Source organism: Mariniphaga sp., from assembly GCF_041687215.1.
GTDB lineage: Bacteria > Bacteroidota > Bacteroidia > Bacteroidales > Prolixibacteraceae > Mariniphaga.
Genome location: NZ_JAWLCI010000050.1, coordinates 19699 through 40980, shown reverse-complemented (window position 1 = coordinate 40980; position 21282 = coordinate 19699). Strand labels below are relative to the sequence as shown.

The following is a 21282-nucleotide window of genomic DNA, read 5'->3' as shown; positions in this document are numbered from 1 at the left end:
TGTCCTGAACCAGTTCCTTGTCATATTTGAAAAAAGGGTCCAGCTATAAAGAGCTAAACCCTCGGTATTTTTAATTACACACTTTGTGAAACAGTGTCATTTTTTCTGGCACCCGTTGTTTGCGAATAACATCGAAGCCGAGTATGAAACTGACCTCAACAGCTAAGTACCCAGGAAAGTGCCAGGAGCACGCGTATGAAATTTTATAACTCTTAGCTGTTTTTATCACTACCTCCAATAACCGTGCATTTGTCATACTGACAAGTGCTCTCTTTTCTTTTGCTATATAAAATAAAAGTTATTGATTTTAAACAAAATATGGGCTTTAAAGGCTCATTTAACAGAAATTATTTACGTATGAAATAGTATCTATTCCTGTTTGCCCATGTTGTTCCTGCAATGGGGTGAACGGCTTTCATTTTTGATCTCCTTTTTTATCTTCAAAATATTATTGCGGATTTTTCTTTTTTTACACTACATGTCATGACGGCTCAAGACAGTCCTTCGTTCCGGGGTGCTTGCGATTTTCCGTCAGTCGGCTGACTGAAAAGGGAAACCGGGCGTGAACCCGCCGACCGCTTTTCACCAGGCTTCGCCCTGTAATTTGAGCAATTGTATGTCAGTAATTTATTTTTATAATCTATATTTTAATCCTACCGAAAGTGAAAATCCATAATGTTTTCTGGCGGTGTCGTCATAACGGTCAAAATAATCGGAATTAAAATAATTTGTCAAACTTTGCATATAGCTTAATGCAGAACAAAGAACAATGTTTTCTGACAAATCATTTTCAACACCAACCTCAATTAATCCTCCAAAATCGAATTTTGACACATAATCTTTATGTTTAGCTTTTACTAATATCGCTGGGATTATTCCTATTTTGGGAATGATTTTTATTTTGTTGCCCATTTCATATCCAATTTTTATTGGAATACTCAGATAGTCATATTTTATTTTTATTTTTTCATCTAACACATATACATTTTCATCTTCTACAGAAATTGGTTTATCATTGAATCCTTGTTGAGAATACAAAAAACCAATTCCTATTTGGTATCTGTTGGAAAAATTAAGGTCATATGTAACTCCACCGATAAATCCAGTTTTCATGCTAGAATTTTCAAGGTCTTCATTTGGTTTTACACTAGTGAAATTCAGTCCTGATTGGAAGCCAACAAAATGGTTTTGGCCTAAGGCAAATGTTGAAATTAAAATAAATAAAATAGATAGAAATTGTCTCATTATCTTTTGTTTTAAAATTCGCTACTACGTATTAGTATTTTATCAATCGTTCATGCAAAATAAATCAATACACGTTTTATTAAAACAATAACCAGCATAGATTTATTCTAAATTGGGTTAAAGTCATATTTTCTTTTTTCAATCTGACCGCTAACTTGGTTGTCCAGTCCCGCTATCCACCCCACCTTCATAAGCGGCTGTTGGATATGCGCAATTATTATTCTTCCCGGAAACTTCAATGATTTTTTGTTCGGTCACTTTGGTATTCATCCAGTTTAAATTTTAACGGAATAAAATTAGAAAACGATTTGACTTTAAACAAGTACCGGAATGAAGTTTTGGAAAAAAATCAGTACTGTAAGCAGCGCCGACATCCACGCCGTATTGTATGCCATGGTTGACGTAATGCAGGACGCATTGGCCAACGAACAAAATGTGCGTGTGGGCGAACTGGAAGACTACTTTTCCCCGCAATCGAAATGGATGCTATTCACGAACACATCCTTCCGTTGTCTGGCCACACCCCGGAAAACGATTTTCAGGAAGAAGAGCAGTTGGATAGGATTGCAAGGGGGATTTAGAGGCTAGCGGTTGGTGGTTTGAAATGGTGGAGGTTTAAGAAAATCCACCTGCAGAATTGTTAATTTTCCCCTAATTACCTGAATTGTGAGGCAGGGTAAAATAGAAAGTTGAGCCTTTATCCACTTCGCTTACCAACCAAATTCTACCCCCCAGCATGTCAATATAGGCCTTTGAAATGGCCAATCCAAGGCCTGCACCCTGCCTTGCCATTTTATCGGCAATATCAGCCTGAACAAAACGCTCAAAAATGGCTTCCTGCCTTTCTTTAGGTATGCCTATTCCGGTATCTTTCACATAAAACTCAAATTCATCTCCTCTTTTAGAATAACCAAATTCTACCGTTCCCGAATCGGTGTATTTTATGGCATTTTTAACGAGATTGGAAAGAATTCCATAAAACTTTTCTCTATCAGTTTTTACAATTGCTTCTTTTTCAGGCAATGCACAATTAAAGGAAAATTTGATTTTTTTATTATCAGCAACCAATTTTAAAGAATCGTAAACAAATTGTAACTGATTATTTATGTTTATTTCTGAAAAATAAATTTCAATTATACCTGATTCTATTTTGGAAATGCTCACTATATCATTTATAATATTAAGCATGCGGTCCCCACTTTTTTCGATAATCTGAATATACTTTTGTTTTTCTGCGCCAGTTAACTTCGGGTTTTTCAATAAGTTCGCAAATCCCAGAATGCCATTCATGGGTGTGCGTATTTCGTGACTCATATTTGCAAGAAAGGCAGATTTTAACCGGTTGCTTTCTTCTGCTTTATTCCTCAACGTAATTTGTTCTTGCTGATATATTTTCAAATTGGTGATGTCAGTAATGGTTCCCACATACCCAATTATCTGATTTTGATTGTCAAATTCGGGTACAGCCCGGCCCAATACCCATTTTACTGAGCCATCATGTAATAAAAACCGATATTCCGTTTCTGATACTCTTTTTTGCTCTGTGGCTAATTTCCAAACATTTTTAACCTGCTCAATGTCATTGGGGTGAACTGCTTTCATCCACCCATTTCCAAGTGCTTCATCCATTGTCAGGCCGGAAATATCGCACCATTTTGGGTTTACAAAAGTGGTATAGCCGTCGGCACGCGTGTGAAAAATACCGACGGGAGAAATATTTGTGAGTGTTTGATATTTAATTTCCTTCTGTTTAATTTCTTCTGAAGTTTTAATGGCATCATTTCTGGCAATTTCAAACTTCTGCCGGTAAGTTAATGGTTTAAATACATCTTTTATTTTGAAGTAACTGTGATTGAACTCCTTTGTATCGAAATATTTCAAATAAACAGAGAAGATAATGCTGTAAAAGACGGTAAAAAACCCTTTTGAAATTAAGCCTGATGTTACAATTGTACCTAAATTTTCATAATTCCAAAATGCAATAAATGAAAAGAAGATAGTGTCGAAACTCACTACCAACAGCATGGTTAAACAAATTTGCAAAAACAGGTTCGACAGAAATCTGGATGTAAATTCATAAATAACAATAATTAATAAGGCATCGAGAAAAAGTACAACTGTGCCTGTTAATAATACCCAGGCATTATTATCAAAAAGATTGGTTGAAACATTAAAGGGGTTGTAGGTTGATGATTCTTTAATATTCCAGCCAAAGGATTGAATGAGAAAGGACATGACAATATTTGCAATCAACAGGGCATAAATTATTTTTCGGGTTTCGCTTGCATCTTCTTTAATGTAAATGATTAAAACAGCAAAAAGGGTAGCCGTAAATAAAACCGATGAACCAGGCGAAACAAGCAGGTTTTTTGCTATTTCAACATAAACTGTGCTGGAAAGAAACACCTGCATAAACTGGAATAAACCCAAACATGCAAACAGGATTCCTATTCCCAGTTTTTTACGAAGGTGAAAAAGCAAAAGAATCAATAGGGAAACTAAAGTTCCTTGTGCAAGGAATATACTTATTTGATAATAGTTCATTTTTTAGACTTGAATTCAGCTCCTAATTTCAACTACATTAACATTCTTATTTCTCTCATTTTCATTATTCTAACCTACTGCAAACCTCTGTGGATAATTTTAAAAGGCTGAGCAAATGATTAAACAACAGCTAAGTTAACAAAACTCTTTTTTCAGAAAAGCTGTTTTCCGGCATTTTCAAAAATAAAATTCCACTTTCAATGGGAGGGGAAAATATTCAGCAGACGATTCGCGGCTGGCAGACTCTTGCTGAATTTCAAATTCAGTATATTAGCTCCAAAAATAAAAAACAAATATGGGCATTACCATTCATTACCAGGGAAAACTGAACCGGCCGGATTTGGCTAAAGAGTTTTGCGAAGAATTGGAGGATATTTCCAAAGCTATGGAATGGAAGTACAGCGAGATAACCGACGAACCGGATTCAAAACCGTTTCCGTTAAAAGGAGTAGTCATTTCGCCACATGAAAAGTCGGAACCGCTGGTTTTTACGTTCGACCCCGAAGGCAATTTGCGAAATGCATTTATGATGAGATTTGCGGACGAAGAGCCGGAATTAACCTGGTACAACCATACCAAAACACAGTTTGCGCCAGTTGATGTTCACATGGCAATAGTTAAACTTTTGAAATACCTTCAGCAAAAATATATGGACAATTTAGAGGTAATGGATGAAGGCAGTTATTGGGATACCGGTGATGAACAACTTTTAAAACAAAAAATTGATTTCCTCCATGCTAAAATGGGCGAACTGGCTGGACTTCTTAATACCATTGAAATTGAAAAAGAAGACACAGCAGAAACCCTCGCCAACAAAATGGAAAAGCTTATAAAAGAGAAAATGCAGGGCACTATCAACCGGATAAAAAGAAAAAAATAGCAGGTAAAAACTTATTTTTTCTTCCCCATTGCTGCCAGAATTAACCCGGCTACAAACACCACACCGCTAATAATTACAGGAGTCCAGTTGGCGCTGCTTACTGCAACATCAACTCCCAAAACGCTGAAACTCTCAGAATCCTGCATGGCTTGGTATCCAAAAAAAATGAGGCCGATAAGGCCAACCAATACTATTAAAAGACCAATATTTCTCATAACTATAAGATAAGATTTGTTTATTTCAACGAGATAATTCAAAACTTGTTTAGATTTTCTTCATATATTTTCAAAACCATACCTGGCTGCAAAACAGAATTTTCCTTTAAGCCATTCAGCAAACACAATGAATTTACCGTTGTTCTGTATCTTCTGGAAATATTCCATAATGAATCGCCGGACCTGACAATGTATTTTTCAGGTACAGATTCATTGACTGAGTAACCAGTAATTATTTGGTCACGGCTAAGTTCAGTCAGATTATACTTTTTTGCCACTTCTTTTCTGACCACCGCATTTTCAAAATCGAAAACCAGTTCCGGATCAAATGGTTTGTTTCCTTCCCTTATTTCAAAATGCAGGTGGTTTGTTGTGGCCCGGCCTGTGCTTCCGGCCAAACCAACCGGCTGGCCTTTCTCCACAAAATCGTCCACATCAACCAAAAAATCAGAAAGGTGGGAATAACTTGTTTCCAGACTGTTTCCGTGGTCAACTGCCACCATATTGCCGTAACCATAATGGTATTTTGCGCGGGTAACTTTGCCGGAAAAAGCGGCAAAAATGGTATCGCCCCTGTTCATTTTAATATCTGTGCCGGAATGCATTCTGCCGTTTCGCGGTCCAAACCTGCTAATAACCTTTCCATTGGAGGGTAAAAAAAATCCGCTAAGTAGTTTTCCTGTTGAAATGTGCGACTGATAAAGTATTTGTCCGGGAAGTATTTCAGTTTCGGGCGATGCAAACCGCAGCGAATCATATCCGGCTAAGGTAAATGGCATTTCAAAACCTGGAATCACTACAAGCGAATCGGTATTGATATATTGTGCCTTCAAACTAAAAGTACTGAATAGAAGAAAAACTGTTCCTGTTATTAACCTTCGCATACAATAAAAAAGAAAATTAAACAATTCTTTTCAAATGATGAAGCAATGCTGGTAAAACAAATTATCATTATTTTACTGTTCCGGTTCTGCATCAAACCGTTCGATGAAATCGGTTGAAAGCACCCTGAATTCCGTACGGCGATTAATCGCCCGCGCAATTTCCTGTTGTTCTTCCGGTAAATTCAGAATAAATTCTTCGGTGAGTTCATCATTTCTGTTGAGAAAATCGTATTGACGGGCCAGTGCACGGGTAACGGTTTTTGGCCAGGTTTCGCCATAACCTTTTGCCACAAGCCGCTGCGGACTAATTCCTTTTTCTATGAGGTAATCCACCACACTTTGTGCTCGTTTTTGCGAAAGGTCGAAGTTAAACTGGTCGCTTCCCACGTGGTCGGTGTGCGACATGATTTCGATGGTTATTGTGGGATTCAGCATGAGTGTGGTAACCAGCGTATCGAGTGAGGTTTTTGATTCGGGCAGCAATTCCCAGCTTCCGAATTCGTAATTGATGTTTTCCAGATTTACCGGAGCATCGGTGGGAGTGAGGTAAAGTTCAAACCTGAAATCCTTGCTGTCTTCTAACCCAATGGTATTTGCCGAAGCTTTGTCGCGCAGGTAGCCGTCTTTAAACGCGGCAAATACGTATTCTGTTTCAGGTTTTAAAGTCATCTGGAATTTTCCGTTTTGGGTGCGTAACCTGAGGCTGGTGCCGTCAGTGCCAATTATCCGAACATTTGCCCCGTCAATTCTTGAGCCGTTTTCTTTATCGAAAACTTCGCCTTCTACCCTGAAAATTTTTGGGGGAACCACAAATTCATAAAGATCGTCGCTCCTTGAACCTTTCCGGTTCGAAGAAAACATGCCTTTGTTTTCTCCTTCAACGTATGCAATTCCGAAATCGTCGGACGGAGAATTCACCGGATACCCCATATTTTCAATGGTCCAGTTGCCATCGTCATCTTCAACCGCTTTAAAAATATCGAGGCCTCCCATTCCCATGTGGTAATTCGATGAAAAATAAAGTTCTCCATTATCTCTGATGAATGGAAACATTTCATCTCCGGGGGTATTAATAGGTTCGCCCAGATTTTCCGGTTCAACAAATGTGCCGCCGCTCTTTTCGGCTCGCCAGATGTCTTTTCCGCCCATTCCGCCCGGCATGTCCGAAACAAAATAAAGCACCGAACCATCGGCACTTAACGAGGGGTGTGCAGCAATCAGGCTGTCGCCAACCACCTGCAATTTAATGGGCTCAGACCATGAACCACGTGATTGCGAAGTGGAATAAAGTTCTGCACCCAATGATTGTGCTTTATCGTACCTGCTGCGGGTAAAAATCATTTGTTCACCGGTGGAGGAAAGCGTTGCTGCGCCATCTTCATCACTTGAATTGATAATCAGGTTTTCATCGAGCAACTGAGGCTGTTCCCATTTTTGGCGCTGCACACTAAATGTTGCCCTGAACAAATCGGTATAATCCTGGCCGGTAATCATACTTTTTCGTTTGCCGGTTGCTGCCTGCCTTGAGGAGGTAAAAATAACTTCATTGTCCCGGCCACCAACAAAAACAGGTGAGTAGTCGCTTTCACGCGAATTAATTTCTTTAATGGGATTAATAATGTGCCGCGAAGGATTTTCAATCCACTCCTGGGTTTTGCGTATGGCCTCCAAACCTGCCCGTGCTCTTTCGTCGCCCGGAATGGAATCAAGAAAAATGCGGTATGTTTCTATGGCGTCTTCGTATTTTTGGGTGAACCGAAGCATTTCGGCCAAATGAAAAAGTGCTTCCGGATTTTCGTATCCCCTGCGAATTGCATTTTGGTAATACAATGCAGCCCGCTCGTAATCGCCAATGTAATGGTAACATTCGGCAATGGCATAAGCATATTCTCTTCGTTTTAACCGGTCTTTTTCTTTTCGGCTTGCTTTGCGATATTTTTCAATGGCTTTGTAATATTCTCCAATCTCATGAGACAGTAATGCATCGCGGCCTAACCTGCCTGCACCACACGACGCCAAAAAAACAGCAATTATTAAAAAAATGATTAACCTGACGTATTTATTCATTCCCATTTCAACTTTCGGAAAGTAAAAGTAAATTATTTTTTTTATTGGCTGTAAAAATAACGGCTTTATGGCATTTTAAGTATAATAACAAAAAAAAGAGGCTCGCCGTAATTGACGAGCCCCTTTTTAGTTGAGATTAAAATAGTACTAATTATCTGACAAAGAGTAATTCGCGATATTTTGGAAGTGGCCAGAGTTCATTGTCAACAATCAGCTCCAGTTTGTCAATATGGTAACGGATGTCTGAAAGATACGGACGAACCGTTTCGTCGTAAGCTTTTGCTTTTTCAATAACCTCTTCAATCACATTAGCTCTTTTTCTGGCTTCAATCATCTCTTTTCTTTTGGCTTTGATGGCCGAAATATGACCGCCAATTTCACGAATGAGGTCCAAACGGGCACCGGCCAGCTTTTCAAACTCATCGGCAGGAAATACTTCCTTAATGTTTTTAACATTTGTCAGAAGTGTAGTCTGGTATTCAACTGCCGTTGGTACAATATGATTAATGGCAAGGTCTCCCAAAACTCGTGCTTCAATCTGAATTTTCATGATGAATTTTTCATATTCTACTTCCACCCTTCCGTGCAGTTCTGACTGATTAAGAATTCCCATTCGTTCAAACATTTCAATAACATCGGGCCGTGCATAAACAGAAAGAGCTTCAGGTACACTGTTTACGTTGGTTAACCCCCGTTTTGCAGCTTCTTCAACCCACGCGGCACTATAGCCGTCGCCATTAAAGCGGATGGGTTTTGATGCGATAATCAAATCTTTTAGCACCTGGAAGATGGCTTCATCTTTTTTGGTTCCTTTTTCAATTAATTCATCAACTTCAGTTTTAAACTTCATAAGTTGGTTGGCCACAACAGTATTCAAGGCAATTAATGCCGAAGCGCAGTTTGCCGATGAACCAACAGCACGAAATTCGAACCGGTTGCCGGTGAAAGCAAAAGGCGAAGTACGGTTCCGGTCGGTGCTGTCGAGAATAATTTCGGGAATTCGTCCGATGTTTAATTTAAGAGCAGTTTTTTCATCGGGTGTCATTTTACGGTCAACTACTGATTCTTCCATTAAGTCGAGCATTTTGGTAACTTCTGTGCCTAAAAATGCTGAAATAATTGATGGCGGAGCTTCGTTTGCGCCCAGCCTGTGCTGGTTTCCTGCATGGTAAATACTTGCGCGCAGTAAATCCTGGTTATCGTAAACTGCTTTTAACGTGTTAATTACAAATGTGAGGAACAACAGGTTCGATTTCGGATTTTTCCCGGGTGAATAAAGGTTTACACCAGTGTTGGTTGACAGCGACCAGTTATTGTGCTTACCGGAACCATTAATTCCTGCAAAGGGTTTTTCGTGGTAAAGTATGCGGAATTTATGCCTGCGGGCAATTTTCAGCATAATATCCATTATTAACTGGTTGTGGTCGTTGGCCAGGTTGGCTTCTTCATAAATGGGCGCCAATTCAAACTGGTTTGGTGCAACCTCATTGTGGCGGGTTTTTACCGGAATTCCCAATTTGTAAGCTTCGTTTTCCACATCCTGCATAAACCGGTTAACGCGGGTTGGTATAGAAGAAAAATAGTGGTCATCCAACTGCTGGTCTTTTGATGAGGCATGTCCCATTAAAGTTCTGCCGGTAAGCATCAGGTCGGGGCGGGCCATAAATAGTGCTTCGTCAATCAAAAAATATTCCTGTTCCCATCCCAGATTGGCTTTAACAGAACTTACATTTTTATCGAAATACTGACAAACAGCCGTTGCCGCTTTGTCAACAGAATGTAATGCTCTTAAAAGCGGGGTTTTATAGTCAAGTGCTTCACCTGTGTACGAAATAAATACAGTAGGAATGGTTAAGGTAGTTTCGCTAATAAATGCAGGCGAAGTGGGGTCCCATGCTGTATAACCACGGGCTTCAAAAGTTTGCCTGATTCCTCCGCTTGGGAAAGAAGAAGCATCGGGTTCCTGCTGTGCAAGCAATGTCCCTGAAAATCCTTCAATAACGCCACCTTTTTCGCTGTGATCGATAAATGCATCATGCTTTTCTGCCGTTGAATCAGTAAGCGGCTGAAACCAGTGAGTGTAGTGCGTTGCACCATTTTCAAGTGCCCACGATTTCATTCCCTGAGCAACCTGATTGGCCATTTTTCTGTCGATGGTCGTTCCGTTATCAATGGCATCCATTACGGCAGTAAATGCCTCTTTTGAAAGGTATTTTTTCATTTTGGGCTGATCGAATACCAATTTTCCATAATAGTCGGATACCAGGTTGTCCTCTCTTATGAAATCTTTGGGTTCGCGGTTAAGAACTTCTTCCAATGCTTTTAATCTGAATTGTGCCATAGCTAAAAATTTTAAAAATTATTTCTGAACCAAAAATAGATGTTTTTTACACTCGACCTATGAAAAAGTGGGGTAATTTTTTTAAAATGTTGATATTTTTTTAACAAACCTATAAAAAAAGTAGGTGTTTTTACAAATAATTTAAAAAATTCGATTTTAAGGTATGAATTTTAAAGGGTGGTTTTGGTTCTTTAAAATATTTGCAGAGGAATAAAATGAACAGGCAAAACAAAATTGTTACATGAATTGTAATATTCAACTGTTAGTTCTGTCTAATTTTTATCGTAATAAAAATCCTTATTTATTTGAAATGATTATTTTCACCATCTAAATTTTATAAGAAGAGATGAGAACAAACAGACGAAATTTTATTAAAACAACCGGAGTGGCGGCGGCTGGAGGTATTTTATTGCCTCCATTTTTGCAGTCATTCCAAAATGTTCAAATATCAGGAAACGTGAAAAGTTATTTAAACCATTTTGAAATTACAGCCGAAATGCTGCAACAAGTAATTGCTGCAGCTATGAGTAAAGGCGGCGATTATGCCGATTTGTTTTTTGAACACAAAAAATCAAACAGTTTGGGGCTGGAAGACGGAAAAGTAAACCGTGCTTTTTCCAACATTGGTTTTGGTGTGGGAATCAGGGTTCTTAAAGGCGACCAGACCGGTTTTGCCTATTCAGAAACCATAACAATGGATGCCATGCTGAATGCTGCAAAAATGGCTGCCAATATTGCGAATAGCAGCAACAGTTTTACTCCGGCAGAAATAAATGAAAAACTACCTGCCAGTTATTACAATATTTCCCGCAAATGGGAGGAAGTTTCTGTAGAAGACAAAGTTCCGTTTGTTCAGAAAATTAACGATAAGGTTTTTTCACTCGATGAAAAAGTAATTAAGGTGAATGCCTTTATGAGTGATGAAACTTCTTATGTTTTGTTTTACAATTCGGAAGGCCGGCTAACATACGACTACCGCCCGATGATTAGTTTTGGAGCGGTTTGCATTATGCAGAAAGACGGGAAAATTGAAAATGCTTATTCTGCCCGATCGTTCAGGAAAGGTTTTGAATGGCTTTCTGAAGAGCTGGTGGATGAGCTGGCAAATGAAGCTGTAGATCGCACCAATTTGCTTTTTGAAGCTACCAAACCCAAAGCCGGTGAAATGCCTGTTGTAATGGGCGCCGGCGGTTCCGGAATTTTGCTGCACGAGGCCATTGGCCACACGTTTGAGGCCGATTTTAATCGCAAAGGAACTTCCATTTTCAGCGATAAAATGGGCAAAAAAGTGGCCGAAAGTTTTGTCAACATTATCGACGATGGAACGCTGGAAAACAACCGCGGCTCCATTAATGTTGACGATGAAGGTAACGATGTTCAAAAGACATATTTGGTTAAGGATGGTGTGCTGAACAGTTATATTCACGACCGCATCAGCTCAAAATATTATGGAGTTGAACCCACCGGAAACGGAAGGCGCGAATCGTTCCGAAGTATTCCGCTTCCACGTATGCGGGCTACTTACATGGAAACCGGGCCTCATTCAAAGGATGACATCATTTCCAATGTGGACTACGGAGTTTACGTGGACAATTTCAGTAATGGCGAAGTAAAAATCGGCGCCGGCGATTTTACCTTTTTTGTAAAATCGGGGTACCTTATTGAAAAAGGAAAACTGACTCAACCCATTAAGGACATTAATATTATTGGTAACGGACCGCAGGCGCTGGCCGATATTACCATGGTAGCCAACGATTATTTGATTGACAACGGAACCTGGACCTGCGGAAAGGACGGCCAATCGGTGCCGGTTACCTGCGGTCTGCCTACCGTTTTGGTGAAAAAACTAACCGTTGGTGGCTCAGTTTAATTGATGTGTAATCCAAAAGATTTTCGAAAATGACAAAACAGGAAAAATATAACCTGGCCAAATGGGCCATGAACCATGCCCTGGAAAACGGGGCTCAGCATGCAAGCGTTTCCATTTCAAACAGTCGCAGCAGCAGTGTTGAAGTGCGAGAAGAAAAGATAGACAAATTGGAACAGGCAATTCAAAGCAATCTTTCCATACGGCTTTTTGTGGATAACCGCTATTCGGCTCATTCTACCAACCGATTGAAAAAGGAAGAACTGGAACGGTTTATTGAAGAAGCCATTGCAGGTACTCGTTATCTTTCTGAAGATGAATTCAGAACATTGCCCAATCCGGATCTTTATTACAAAGGCGGCGGGCAGGATTTGAATACTTTAGATAATAGTTTTGATACCCACGATCCGCAGGAAAAAATAAATCTTGCTTTTCAGGCTGAAAAAGAAGTATTAGGAAAGGATGACCGGATTATTTCAGTTTCTGCAAGTTATTACGACGGCCTGAACGAACGGGTAATGGTTACCAGCAATGGTTTTGAAGGCGACACATCCAATTCATATTACGGTCTGAATGCGCAGGTTTCAGTGAAAGGTGGCGACGCCCGGCCCGAATCTTACTGGAGCGAATCGGCCATTTTTTACGACAAATTGAAAAAAACGGAAATTGGTGAAAAAGCCCTCGAACGTGCGCTGAAAAAAATCGGACAGAAAAAACTGGAATCGGGTAAAATGGCAATAGTTGTTGAAAACCGCACGGTTTCCCGCTTATTTAGCCCGCTAATTTCGGCACTGAACGGTTCGGCCATTCAACAGAAAAATTCATTCCTGATTGATAAACTGGGAGAGAAAGTATTTTCAGAAAAACTTTCGGTAACCGATGATCCGTTTATAATAGCAGGCCGTGGCAGCAGATTGTTCGATAGCGAAGGGCTGGCCACAAAAAAACGTCCGGTTTTTGAAAACGGGGTATTGAAAAATTATTTTATCGATACCTATTATGGCAAAAAGCTGGAAATGGAACCAACATCAGGCAGCAACACCAACCTGGTTTTTAAGTTGGGAGATAAAAATCTGGACGGGTTGGTTGCCACAGTTGACCGCGGCATTTTAGTTACAGGCTTTAACGGGGGAAACAGTAACGGTTCTACCGGCGATTTTTCTTACGGCATTGAAGGTTTTCTTATTGAAAAAGGGAAACTGGTTCAGCCGGTTTCAGAAATGAACATTACCGGAAATATGAAAGAACTTTGGTCCAACATCGGAGAAATTGGGAACGATGTAAATGAAAATTCTTCATGGCTGACCCCGTCAATTCTTTTCGAAGGAATTGATTTCAGCGGTGCATAAAAAACAGATTATAAATAAATTAAGAGAGCTGGAAGCAAAATGTTTCCGGCTTTTTTATTTTCTGAAAGCAAAAAATTTTAATTTTTTTCACATCAACTGTAACTTTTCAGCGAGTTCGCAGTCTTGTTAAAAAGCTATTTTAAACAGAAAACAAAACAATTTTAACATGAAAACAATTCAACTGCTTGTAACAGGTGCGGTTTTGCTATTATTGGCAACAACAAGTTGTACCGATGATTTTATTATTCGGGGAAATGGAATTTCTGCCAGCGAGGTGCGGCTGACTCCTGCATTTTCCGCTGTAAGTTCTGAAGGAAATTTCGATGTTCACATTTCACCAGGATCTGAATTTGATGTAGTGGTTCATGCCGAATCAAATCTTCTGCCGTATATCGAAACCGATGTGCGGGGCAACAATTTAAAAATCCATACCCGGGGATTAACGAGTTTGCGAAACCGTTTACCCATTGAAATTTTTGTTACAGTTCCTTATATCGACGGAATTGTACAAAGTGGTTCGGGAAGTATTACAACCGGCTATTTCGAGGGTGAGGAATTTAGTTTTGTGGTTTCCGGTTCCGGTTCCATAGAAACTTCGGTAGAAGCCCTTTCGGTTGACGCAGTAGTATCCGGTTCGGGGCTTTTGTACGTGTCCGGATATTCGCGGTTTGCCGATATGATAGTTAGCGGTTCGGGCGAAATTGATGCCTGGGATATGGAAGTTCGGGATTGCGATGCCAGGGTTTCCGGTTCCGGAGAAGTGTGGATTTACGTGGAACGTCGGTTGAAAGCCGTCATTTCAGGTAGCGGAAATGTATTTTACGGAGGAAACCCGGTTGTGGAATCACAAGTTTCGGGTTCAGGAAGTGTAATTCATAAAAATTAGGTAAATTAGACCCAAAAACATGCATTTCATGAAACGGATATTGTTTTTGGCAGTTTTTATATTTGCCATTTCAGGGGTAAATGGCCAGGGTTTTAAACAAGCGGCTGGTATTCGTGCAGGTTGGATAAACCCGGGAATAGAATACCGTTACTACACCAGCGAAATGCACTCGTTAAGGGCTCTGCTTTCCGTCCGCGACCGCGGTGTTAAGTTACATGCTTTAACCGAATTTTACCAATACGACTTATTTCCGTTTTCTTATCAACTGGTGTTTTTTTACGGCGCCGGTGTTCATTTTGGATTCGAAAGTTGGGATGAAACTGTTGTTGAGTTAAACCGGATTTACCCGGAAACAAAATCATCAATTGTAGCCGGATTGGACGGATTGATTGGTGTTGAGTACCTTTTTTACGAAGCACCCGTAAAAATCGGCCTTGAAGCAAAACCTTTCTTCGATGTATTTGGCAGACACGGTTTCGATGTCCGTTTGCTCGATTTTGCACTTACAGTCAAGTACCTGTTTTAACCCTCTTTTTTTATTGGAACAAAAACAGAAACATTAAATTTTTTATTAATTTTTTAGCTATGAGAAGATTAACAATGCTTTTTGCGTTGGTATTGGTAACTGTATTTACCTTCGCACAAGACGATTACAAGAGTAATGAAATTCAAACTTTATTTTCTAACCAGCAAAGTTTAGGCTTTTATGGTAGCTTTTCTTTCGGATATTCTCAAATCGACGGAAAAGATGCTTTGGTTTCAGGGGGCCGGGCAGCGCTTATTTTTAACCACTCCACCGCCGTTGGTCTTGCCGGTTACGGGTTTGTAAACGATTTGGAAAATTACGGTTGGATGAATGAAAACGAAATAAGGTATTCACTAGCCGGAGGTTATGGCGGAATTTTCATTGAACCCATTTTAGGCGGTTTAAAGCCGGTGCATATCACTTTCCCGGTATTATTTGGTGTTGGTGGAGCAGGTTTGGTAAAACATTACGCTCCCGGTTTTTGGGATCATCCCTATTACGATTCAGCAGAAGGCGATTTCTTTTTTATTATTGAACCGGCTGTTGAACTGGAGTTTAACCTGGCCCGTTTTTTCCGGACAGCGGCAACTCTGAGTTATCGTTACACTTCAGATATTGATTTGTTGGGGATGGATGAAAATATTTTGAACGGTTTGCATTTTGGGCTGACTTTTAAATTTGGAAAGTTTTGAAAATAAAAAACCCGTGGTGCAATTTATTTTACCACGGGTTTTTTATGATTGAAATTACGATTAATAAAAATCTACATAATCGGCAGATTTTAAGAATTCAAGACTTTTTTCGCAGCTAACTATTGGCTCAAAGTTGTATTGTTCAACTTCTACAACACCATATTGTGCACCTGATTGCTGACGGGCGGCAAACATGCTTTCAAAATCCATCATTCCGCTGGCGCCCAGTTCTTCCTTATCTTTAATGTGCCATACTTCAAATCTGCCGGGGTAGCGATCGAAATAATCCAGCGGGTCTTTTCCGCCTTCAACAATCCAGTAAAGATCCAACTGGAACATTACTTTTTGCGGGTCGGTAAGTTCCAGCATCCAGTCGTAAACCGGTTTGCCTTCGAGTTCAGTTGTAAATTCTTTGGCGTGGTTGTGGTATCCAAAACGAATGCCTCTTGCATTGCATTTTTCGCCAATTAAATTAAAATATTCGCAGGTACGTTTCAGCCCTTCGAGGCTATTATAGCCAGTTTGGCCCATCGAAGGTTTTACAATCCATGTAACTCCGGCTGTCGCATGGGCCTCAATGCATTCGTCCCACCATGCCATTGTTTCATCCCAGTTTGCCGAGTCGGGCAAATGTCGCCCGGTATGAGAGCCAAGAAACTGTAAACCATTGGTTTCACAAAGTTCTTTAAATTCAGCTGGAGACATGCCGTAAAATTTGCCATCGCCATATCCGGCAGCTTCTACAAACTTGTAGCCCATTTCGCCCACTTTTGCTACGGTGCCGGGAACATCTGTTTTCATGTCGTCGCGAACAGAGTAAAGTTGCAGCCCGATAAATTTTTCTTTGGGAGCAGGATTGCAACCCACGAAAGCCTGGGCCATAAATGCCACTACTCCTGCAATAAATAAATACTTGATTGTCATTTTTTTAATCATCATTTTATGGTTTTTATGGTATATCCTGTGAATTTCAGGTTCCAAATTTATAGATTTCTTTGTGTAATCTGAACATTTTGAATGAAATTCACTTAAAAATATTTTACTTTGGATTAAAATTTCACCTTGAAGAAGTATGGATACCACTGAAATTCTCATTAAAATCCGAAAAATTGTTCGTTCAATCAATCTCGAATCGAAAAAGATTGAAAAGGAATACGGGGTGAGTATTCCCCAGGTTTTGTGCCTCCATTATTTGCGCGATGCAGAAAATTTCCAGGCAGGGCAGGGTGATATCCGAAAATTCATGAACCTGAATGCAAGTACAACCAGTGGAATTATTAACCGGCTGGAAACAAAAGGATTAATTGCCCGGCTGCCAAAATCGGGTGATAAACGGGTGGTAACCATCGCACTGACTTCCAAAGGCGATAAACTTATGGAAAATATGCCTTCGTTGCTGCATGAGAAACTGGCAGAAAAACTGGAAAAACTGGATGGAAATACACTTTTGCAAGTTCAGAACAGTCTTGAATTGCTGGTGAGTTTACTTGAGATTGATGAAGTGGATGCTTTTCCTTTAATTTCGAGCGATGATTTGCTGGAAGGAAAAAACACTCCCTTGGCTTGAATATATTTTCTGTAAAAACAAAAACAGATTAAGTCTGTGTTAAACCCCTGTTATTCCTTATTCAAATATTGTTGTATATATAAATGATATTCAGTTTAATGTAAAGGTTTTGCTGAATATTAGGATGCCAAAAATCATTGGTCACCTAAATAATATTCACTACTTTTGTTCGCATAGAAACTATTATTATGGAAATATTTAATGATGCGCAACAGGAGATTGCCAAACGAATCAGGCCCGAAAGTAATATTTCGAACTGGAAGGACTGGAAATGGCAGTTAAAAAACTCAGTAAAAACCATTGAGAAATTTGAATTGCTTACGGGCATTCAATTCCCGGAAGAAGATAAAAAACTGATGAAAGATACATTGGACAGGTTTCCGCTGTCGATAACACCTTACTATCTTTCATTAATTGATACTGATAATTACAAAAACGATCCGGTTTTTAAACAGGCGTTTGCCAATATAAGCGAGTTAACGGTTTTAAAAACCGATATGAAAGATCCCCTTTCGGAAGATACCGACAGTCCGGTGGAAGGAATTACCCACCGCTATCCCGACAGGGTTTTGTTTCATGTAAGTAATGTTTGTTCCATGTATTGCCGGCATTGCACGCGCAAAAGGAAAGTGGGTGATGTGGACTCCATTCCCTCCAAAGAACAGTTGCTGAAAGGGATTGAATACATTAAAAATACACCACAGGTGCGCGATGTGCTGCTTTCAGGCGGCGACCCGTTTATGCTTTCCGACAGTTACCTCGACTGGCTGCTTTCGGAAATTACTGCCATTCCGCATGTGGAAGTGGTACGGATTGGAACCCGCATGCCGGTGGTTTTACCGTACCGGATTACAAATGATTTAATTGATGTACTGAAAAAATATCAACCACTTTGGATTAACACACATTTTAATCATCCGCGCGAAATTACGGCCTCCTCTCGTGAAGCGCTGGCGAAACTGGCCAATGCCGGTTTTCCGCTCGGAAACCAGTCGGTATTGCTGGCCGATGTAAACGACTGCCCGCGAATTATGAAAAATCTGGTGCATAAACTGGTGCAAAACCGGGTAAGGCCCTATTATTTATATCAGTGCGATTTATCGGAAGGTTTGGCGCATTTCAGAACACCGGTAGGCAAGGGGATTGAAATTATGGAAAGTCTTATCGGGCACACTTCCGGTTTTGCCGTTCCAACGTATGTAATTGATGCACCGGGGGGTGGCGGAAAAATTCCGGTAATGCCCAACTACATCATTTCGTGGTCAACCAACAAAGTGGTACTGCGTAACTACGAAGGAATTATTACCACATACAAAGAACCCGAAAGTTACGAATCGAAATTTTGCGACCGCAACTGCGAAGAGTGTAACCTCGATTTGCAACTGCAGGAAGCCGACGAACAAAAAGGTATTGGAATTGAAAAGTTGTTATCGGATTACGATGAGGCCATTTCGCTGGTCCCTGATAACAATGAACGATATAACAGAAGGGATTTAAATGGCGGATAAAATTGAGAAAATAGGAAATTCAACTATACAATACGGAAAATTGAACAACCGGATTTACCTGCAAAAACTGGACAGGAATGACATGCCCCGGATTTTAGGGGAACTTGAAAAACTTGCCCGAAGTGCAGGTTACACCAAAATTTTTACGAAAATTCAGGTGGATGTGCTGCCTGAATTTATTTCGAACGGATATAAGGTAGAAGGTTATATTCCCCGGTTTTTCAAAGGCCAAACCGATTGTGTTTTGGCTTCCAGATTCTTTGATGAAACCCGCGAAAAAACCCCGGAGAATCTGCTTAAAACTTTTTCGGAACTTTTTTATTCGATTAACGGAGATGCAAAGCTGAATGGTCTCGGAAACTTTAAAATGCTGAAATTAGACGAAACACATGCGGATTCAGTAACCGAAGTTTTCAAACAGGTTTTCGAAACGTATCCGTTTCCGGTTCATAATCCTGAATACATTAGGGAAACTATGCAAAACCTTGATGCGGTTTATTTCGGGGTTTGGGACAATGGAAAGCTAATTGGCGTTTCAACTGCCGAAACCGATTTTGAAAATGAAAATGCCGAAATGACCGATTTTGCCGTTTTACCTGAATACCGCGGGAAAAAGCTGGCACAACACCTTCTGGCATTCATGGAAAAAGAAATGAAAACTGCCGGAATAAAAACGGCATACACTATTGCCCGCCTGGCTGAACCCGGGATGAATAAAACTTTTCTGAATGCCGGATATAAATACAGCGGCACCCTGGTAAACAATACCAACATTGCAGGAAGTATCGAAAGTATGAACATCTTTTATAAACACTTATAATTATGCATTTGGGAAAACTTTGTAAATATGCCGGAAAGTGCTCCGTTTATCAAAACGAAAATAATGAAGTAAAAAAGCCCATATTCCTTGTGAGGAATGTGTTTTGCAACCGGGGAGCCAAAGGATGGACCAATTGCAAACGTTTTCAGCTTTATGAAACGGGACAGCCGGTACCAGACGACTTAACACCCAACGGATAAATTTTTGATTGGAAGGAAAAATATGACTGAAAACAGAGAAATTACTGAAAAAAAAATTGTTGAATATTTAAATGAAAACGGACCAAGTTTTTTGGGCGAAGTAGTGAAAGAGTTGAAATTATCATACTCAAAAGGATTGGAGCTTGTTAACCGACTTATTCATAAGGGAGAAATCAGGCATTCAGATCCACCACTTCAATTCGAAATAAATTCAGATTCAAAATAAATCCATGCACTGGATAGATTACGCAATTTTTGGACTTTACCTGGCAGCAATGCTGGGTATTGGTTTTTATTTTATGCGTAAAAACAAGTCGGCTGACGATTATTTTGTTGGCGGACGGAAAATGAGTTCATTTCATATTGGTTTGTCGGTTGTGGCTACCGATGTGGGCGGCGGGTTTTCTATCGGATTAGGCGGCCTGGGATTTATAATGGGACTTTCGGGAACCTGGCTGCTTTTTACGGGGTTAATCGGGGCCTGGCTCAGCGCGGTGCTGCTCATTCCCAAAGTTTCAAAAATGGCGGCACAGCATAACTTTCTTTCGTTTCCGCAATTTTTGAAACAACTCTACAACCCCAGAGTGGCACTCATGGCCGGAATCATTTCTGCCATTGGTTACCTGGGTTTTACCAGCTCTCAAATTCTGGCCGGGGCCAAACTGGCTTCAGCAACTTTTCCCAATATTTCCATGCAAAATGCACTGATACTGATGGGTGCCATTGCCGTTTTTTACACAGCCATTGGCGGAATAAAAGCTGTAATTTACACCGATACCTACCAATGGATTTTGCTAATGGGCGGGCTGGTTTTTGTTGGTTTGCCGGTTGCTTATTTCGGCGTAGGTGGTATGGAAGCATTAAGGGCAACTCTTCCGGCTAATTTTTTCGACTTAACAGCCATTTCCTGGCAGCAAATTGTAAACTGGTTTATTACCATTGTTCCCATTTGGTTTATCGGAATGACACTTTACCAGCGAATTTACGCAGCCGGTGACAGGAAAACTGCACAGCGGGCCTGGTTTGTAGCCGGATTGTTCGAATATCCGGTAATGGCATTTACTGGTGTAATTCTCGGTTTGTTTGCCAAAGTGGCTTTCGAGACCGGAATCATTGGAGCAGGCATGGAGGGAACATTCGACCCCGAAATGGGTTTGCCACTTTTACTGCGCAACATTCTTCCCATCGGACTCACTGGTTTAATACTGTCAGCCTATTTTTCAGCCATCATGTCCACAGCCGATAGTTGTTTGATGGCAGCCTCCGGTAATCTCATAACCGATATTTTTAATATGCACAATTCGGGAAAAATTATGCTTCTTTCGCAGGGAACCACTTTGTTTCTTGGTGTTACTGCGCTTTTGGTAGCCTGGAAAGTTCCCAATGTACTGGAACTCATGCTGCATTCTTATTCGTTTATGGTTTCGGGGTTGTTTATCCCGGTGCTGGCTGGTATTTTTCTGAAAACCAGAAGTTCCCGCGGAGCTTTTTGGGCAATGATTGTGGGCGGAACTACAACATTGTCGCTTATCCTCAGCGGATTGGATCTTCCGTTTGAGCTGGATGCCAATATTTACGGTATTTCACTGGCAGTTCTGACCTATTCGCTTTTTCATTTTTCAGAAATAAAACCTCAAATTCTGCACGCCAAAAAAACCGACTGAAAATCGGTATAAAAGTCTATTTTTGTG

Annotated in this window: 20 protein-coding genes; 13 read left to right on the top strand and 7 right to left on the bottom strand. The window is 40.3% G+C overall.

The window, feature by feature from the left end; translation table 11 throughout:
* Window positions 1–633: 633 nt before the first annotated feature.
* Window positions 634–1245 carry an outer membrane beta-barrel protein gene (locus ACESMA_RS15770; protein ID WP_372949816.1) on the bottom strand — a complete coding sequence of 204 codons (612 nt, stop codon included), beginning with the start codon at window positions 1243–1245 and terminating at the stop codon, window positions 634–636.
* Between the two features lie 330 nt (window positions 1246–1575).
* Here ACESMA_RS15770 and ACESMA_RS15765 point away from each other — a divergent pair, with 330 nt between their 5' ends.
* The gene (locus ACESMA_RS15765) at window positions 1576–1833 is read left to right on the top strand and encodes a hypothetical protein (RefSeq protein WP_372949815.1); all 258 of its coding nucleotides are present in this window, start codon (window positions 1576–1578) and stop codon (window positions 1831–1833) included.
* A 63-nt stretch (window positions 1834–1896) separates the two neighbouring features.
* Here ACESMA_RS15765 and ACESMA_RS15760 read toward each other — a convergent pair whose 3' ends face one another.
* Complete coding sequence (locus tag ACESMA_RS15760) at window positions 1897–3789, bottom strand: ATP-binding protein (RefSeq protein ID WP_372949814.1); 1893 nt, start codon at window positions 3787–3789, stop codon at window positions 1897–1899.
* Window positions 3790–4084: 295 nt separating this feature from the next.
* Here ACESMA_RS15760 and ACESMA_RS15755 point away from each other — a divergent pair, with 295 nt between their 5' ends.
* Window positions 4085–4669 carry a hypothetical protein gene (locus tag ACESMA_RS15755; RefSeq protein WP_372949813.1) on the top strand — a complete coding sequence of 195 codons (585 nt, stop codon included), beginning with the start codon at window positions 4085–4087 and terminating at the stop codon, window positions 4667–4669.
* An 11-nt stretch (window positions 4670–4680) separates the two neighbouring features.
* Here ACESMA_RS15755 and ACESMA_RS15750 read toward each other — a convergent pair whose 3' ends face one another.
* From ACESMA_RS15750 to ACESMA_RS15735, 4 genes are all read right to left on the bottom strand, one after another.
* Window positions 4681–4884: a transglycosylase gene (locus tag ACESMA_RS15750; RefSeq protein WP_372949812.1), complete on the bottom strand. Its 204-nt coding sequence runs from the start codon at window positions 4882–4884 to the stop codon at window positions 4681–4683.
* A 38-nt stretch (window positions 4885–4922) separates the two neighbouring features.
* Window positions 4923–5768, bottom strand: coding sequence for a peptidoglycan DD-metalloendopeptidase family protein (locus ACESMA_RS15745; RefSeq protein ID WP_372949811.1), 846 nt, complete (start codon window positions 5766–5768; stop codon window positions 4923–4925).
* Between the two features lie 72 nt (window positions 5769–5840).
* Window positions 5841–7835 (bottom strand): OmpA family protein, encoded by a 1995-nt coding sequence (locus ACESMA_RS15740; RefSeq protein ID WP_372949810.1) that lies wholly within the window; start codon window positions 7833–7835, stop codon window positions 5841–5843.
* Between the two features lie 151 nt (window positions 7836–7986).
* Window positions 7987–10176 carry a glutamine synthetase III gene (locus ACESMA_RS15735; protein WP_372949809.1) on the bottom strand — a complete coding sequence of 730 codons (2190 nt, stop codon included), beginning with the start codon at window positions 10174–10176 and terminating at the stop codon, window positions 7987–7989.
* A gap of 346 nt (window positions 10177–10522) precedes the next feature.
* Between ACESMA_RS15735 and ACESMA_RS15730 the strand changes: the two genes are divergently transcribed.
* The 5 genes from ACESMA_RS15730 (at window position 10523) to ACESMA_RS15710 (ending at window position 15496) form a co-directional block, all read left to right on the top strand.
* Entirely contained in the window at window positions 10523–12046 is a 1524-nt protein-coding gene (locus ACESMA_RS15730) for a TldD/PmbA family protein (protein ID WP_372949808.1), read from the top strand.
* 29 nt (window positions 12047–12075) lie between these two features.
* The gene (locus ACESMA_RS15725) at window positions 12076–13392 is read left to right on the top strand and encodes a TldD/PmbA family protein (RefSeq protein WP_372949807.1); all 1317 of its coding nucleotides are present in this window, start codon (window positions 12076–12078) and stop codon (window positions 13390–13392) included.
* Window positions 13393–13558: 166 nt separating this feature from the next.
* Complete coding sequence (locus tag ACESMA_RS15720) at window positions 13559–14278, top strand: head GIN domain-containing protein (protein ID WP_372949806.1); 720 nt, start codon at window positions 13559–13561, stop codon at window positions 14276–14278.
* A gap of 28 nt (window positions 14279–14306) precedes the next feature.
* Window positions 14307–14804 (top strand): hypothetical protein, encoded by a 498-nt coding sequence (locus tag ACESMA_RS15715; protein ID WP_372949805.1) that lies wholly within the window; start codon window positions 14307–14309, stop codon window positions 14802–14804.
* Between the two features lie 59 nt (window positions 14805–14863).
* The gene (locus ACESMA_RS15710; protein WP_372949804.1) at window positions 14864–15496 is read left to right on the top strand and encodes a hypothetical protein; all 633 of its coding nucleotides are present in this window, start codon (window positions 14864–14866) and stop codon (window positions 15494–15496) included.
* Window positions 15497–15556: 60 nt separating this feature from the next.
* Here the strand turns inward: ACESMA_RS15710 and ACESMA_RS15705 are convergent, their stop codons facing one another.
* Complete coding sequence (locus ACESMA_RS15705) at window positions 15557–16420, bottom strand: sugar phosphate isomerase/epimerase family protein (protein WP_372949803.1); 864 nt, start codon at window positions 16418–16420, stop codon at window positions 15557–15559.
* 148 nt (window positions 16421–16568) lie between these two features.
* Here ACESMA_RS15705 and ACESMA_RS15700 point away from each other — a divergent pair, with 148 nt between their 5' ends.
* The 6 genes from ACESMA_RS15700 to ACESMA_RS15675 all read left to right on the top strand — a co-directional run bounded on the left by ACESMA_RS15700 (window position 16569) and on the right by ACESMA_RS15675 (window position 21255).
* Complete coding sequence (locus tag ACESMA_RS15700; RefSeq protein WP_372949802.1) at window positions 16569–17063, top strand: MarR family winged helix-turn-helix transcriptional regulator; 495 nt, start codon at window positions 16569–16571, stop codon at window positions 17061–17063.
* 188 nt (window positions 17064–17251) lie between these two features.
* A complete protein-coding gene (ablA, locus tag ACESMA_RS15695) occupies window positions 17252–18571 on the top strand; it encodes a lysine 2,3-aminomutase (RefSeq protein ID WP_372949801.1) in 1320 nt (439 codons plus the stop codon).
* Complete coding sequence (gene ablB / locus ACESMA_RS15690) at window positions 18561–19391, top strand: putative beta-lysine N-acetyltransferase (protein ID WP_372949800.1); 831 nt, start codon at window positions 18561–18563, stop codon at window positions 19389–19391. Before ablA ends, ablB begins: the two co-directional genes overlap by 11 nt.
* 2 nt (window positions 19392–19393) lie before the next feature.
* Window positions 19394–19591 (top strand): hypothetical protein, encoded by a 198-nt coding sequence (locus ACESMA_RS15685; protein WP_372949799.1) that lies wholly within the window; start codon window positions 19394–19396, stop codon window positions 19589–19591.
* A 22-nt stretch (window positions 19592–19613) separates the two neighbouring features.
* Window positions 19614–19817 carry a hypothetical protein gene (locus ACESMA_RS15680; RefSeq protein WP_372949798.1) on the top strand — a complete coding sequence of 68 codons (204 nt, stop codon included), beginning with the start codon at window positions 19614–19616 and terminating at the stop codon, window positions 19815–19817.
* Window positions 19818–19821: 4 nt separating this feature from the next.
* A complete protein-coding gene (locus ACESMA_RS15675) occupies window positions 19822–21255 on the top strand; it encodes a sodium:solute symporter (RefSeq protein ID WP_372949797.1) in 1434 nt (477 codons plus the stop codon).
* The last annotated feature ends 27 nt before the right edge of the window (window positions 21256–21282 follow it).

Bases quoted from the DNA above. Each gene is read 5' to 3' on its own strand.
- ACESMA_RS15710 (WP_372949804.1), top strand. From the start codon at position 14,864: ATGAGAAGATTAACAATGCTTTTTGCGTTGGTATTGGTAACTGTATTT.
- ACESMA_RS15765 (WP_372949815.1), top strand. From the start codon at position 1,576: ATGAAGTTTTGGAAAAAAATCAGTACTGTAAGCAGCGCCGACATCCAC.
- ACESMA_RS15735 (WP_372949809.1), bottom strand. From the start codon at position 10,176: ATGGCACAATTCAGATTAAAAGCATTGGAAGAAGTTCTTAACCGCGAA.
- ACESMA_RS15755 (WP_372949813.1), top strand. From the start codon at position 4,085: ATGGGCATTACCATTCATTACCAGGGAAAACTGAACCGGCCGGATTTG.
- ACESMA_RS15770 (WP_372949816.1), bottom strand. From the start codon at position 1,245: ATGAGACAATTTCTATCTATTTTATTTATTTTAATTTCAACATTTGCC.
- ACESMA_RS15725 (WP_372949807.1), top strand. From the start codon at position 12,076: ATGACAAAACAGGAAAAATATAACCTGGCCAAATGGGCCATGAACCAT.
- ACESMA_RS15750 (WP_372949812.1), bottom strand. From the start codon at position 4,884: ATGAGAAATATTGGTCTTTTAATAGTATTGGTTGGCCTTATCGGCCTC.
- ACESMA_RS15745 (WP_372949811.1), bottom strand. From the start codon at position 5,768: ATGCGAAGGTTAATAACAGGAACAGTTTTTCTTCTATTCAGTACTTTT.
- ACESMA_RS15730 (WP_372949808.1), top strand. From the start codon at position 10,523: ATGAGAACAAACAGACGAAATTTTATTAAAACAACCGGAGTGGCGGCG.
- ACESMA_RS15720 (WP_372949806.1), top strand. From the start codon at position 13,559: ATGAAAACAATTCAACTGCTTGTAACAGGTGCGGTTTTGCTATTATTG.
- ACESMA_RS15675 (WP_372949797.1), top strand. From the start codon at position 19,822: ATGCACTGGATAGATTACGCAATTTTTGGACTTTACCTGGCAGCAATG.
- ACESMA_RS15715 (WP_372949805.1), top strand. From the start codon at position 14,307: ATGAAACGGATATTGTTTTTGGCAGTTTTTATATTTGCCATTTCAGGG.
- ACESMA_RS15700 (WP_372949802.1), top strand. From the start codon at position 16,569: ATGGATACCACTGAAATTCTCATTAAAATCCGAAAAATTGTTCGTTCA.
- ACESMA_RS15705 (WP_372949803.1), bottom strand. From the start codon at position 16,420: ATGACAATCAAGTATTTATTTATTGCAGGAGTAGTGGCATTTATGGCC.
- ablB (WP_372949800.1), top strand. From the start codon at position 18,561: ATGGCGGATAAAATTGAGAAAATAGGAAATTCAACTATACAATACGGA.
- ablA (WP_372949801.1), top strand. From the start codon at position 17,252: ATGGAAATATTTAATGATGCGCAACAGGAGATTGCCAAACGAATCAGG.
- ACESMA_RS15760 (WP_372949814.1), bottom strand. From the start codon at position 3,789: ATGAACTATTATCAAATAAGTATATTCCTTGCACAAGGAACTTTAGTT.
- ACESMA_RS15680 (WP_372949798.1), top strand. From the start codon at position 19,614: ATGACTGAAAACAGAGAAATTACTGAAAAAAAAATTGTTGAATATTTA.
- ACESMA_RS15685 (WP_372949799.1), top strand. From the start codon at position 19,394: ATGCATTTGGGAAAACTTTGTAAATATGCCGGAAAGTGCTCCGTTTAT.
- ACESMA_RS15740 (WP_372949810.1), bottom strand. From the start codon at position 7,835: ATGAATAAATACGTCAGGTTAATCATTTTTTTAATAATTGCTGTTTTT.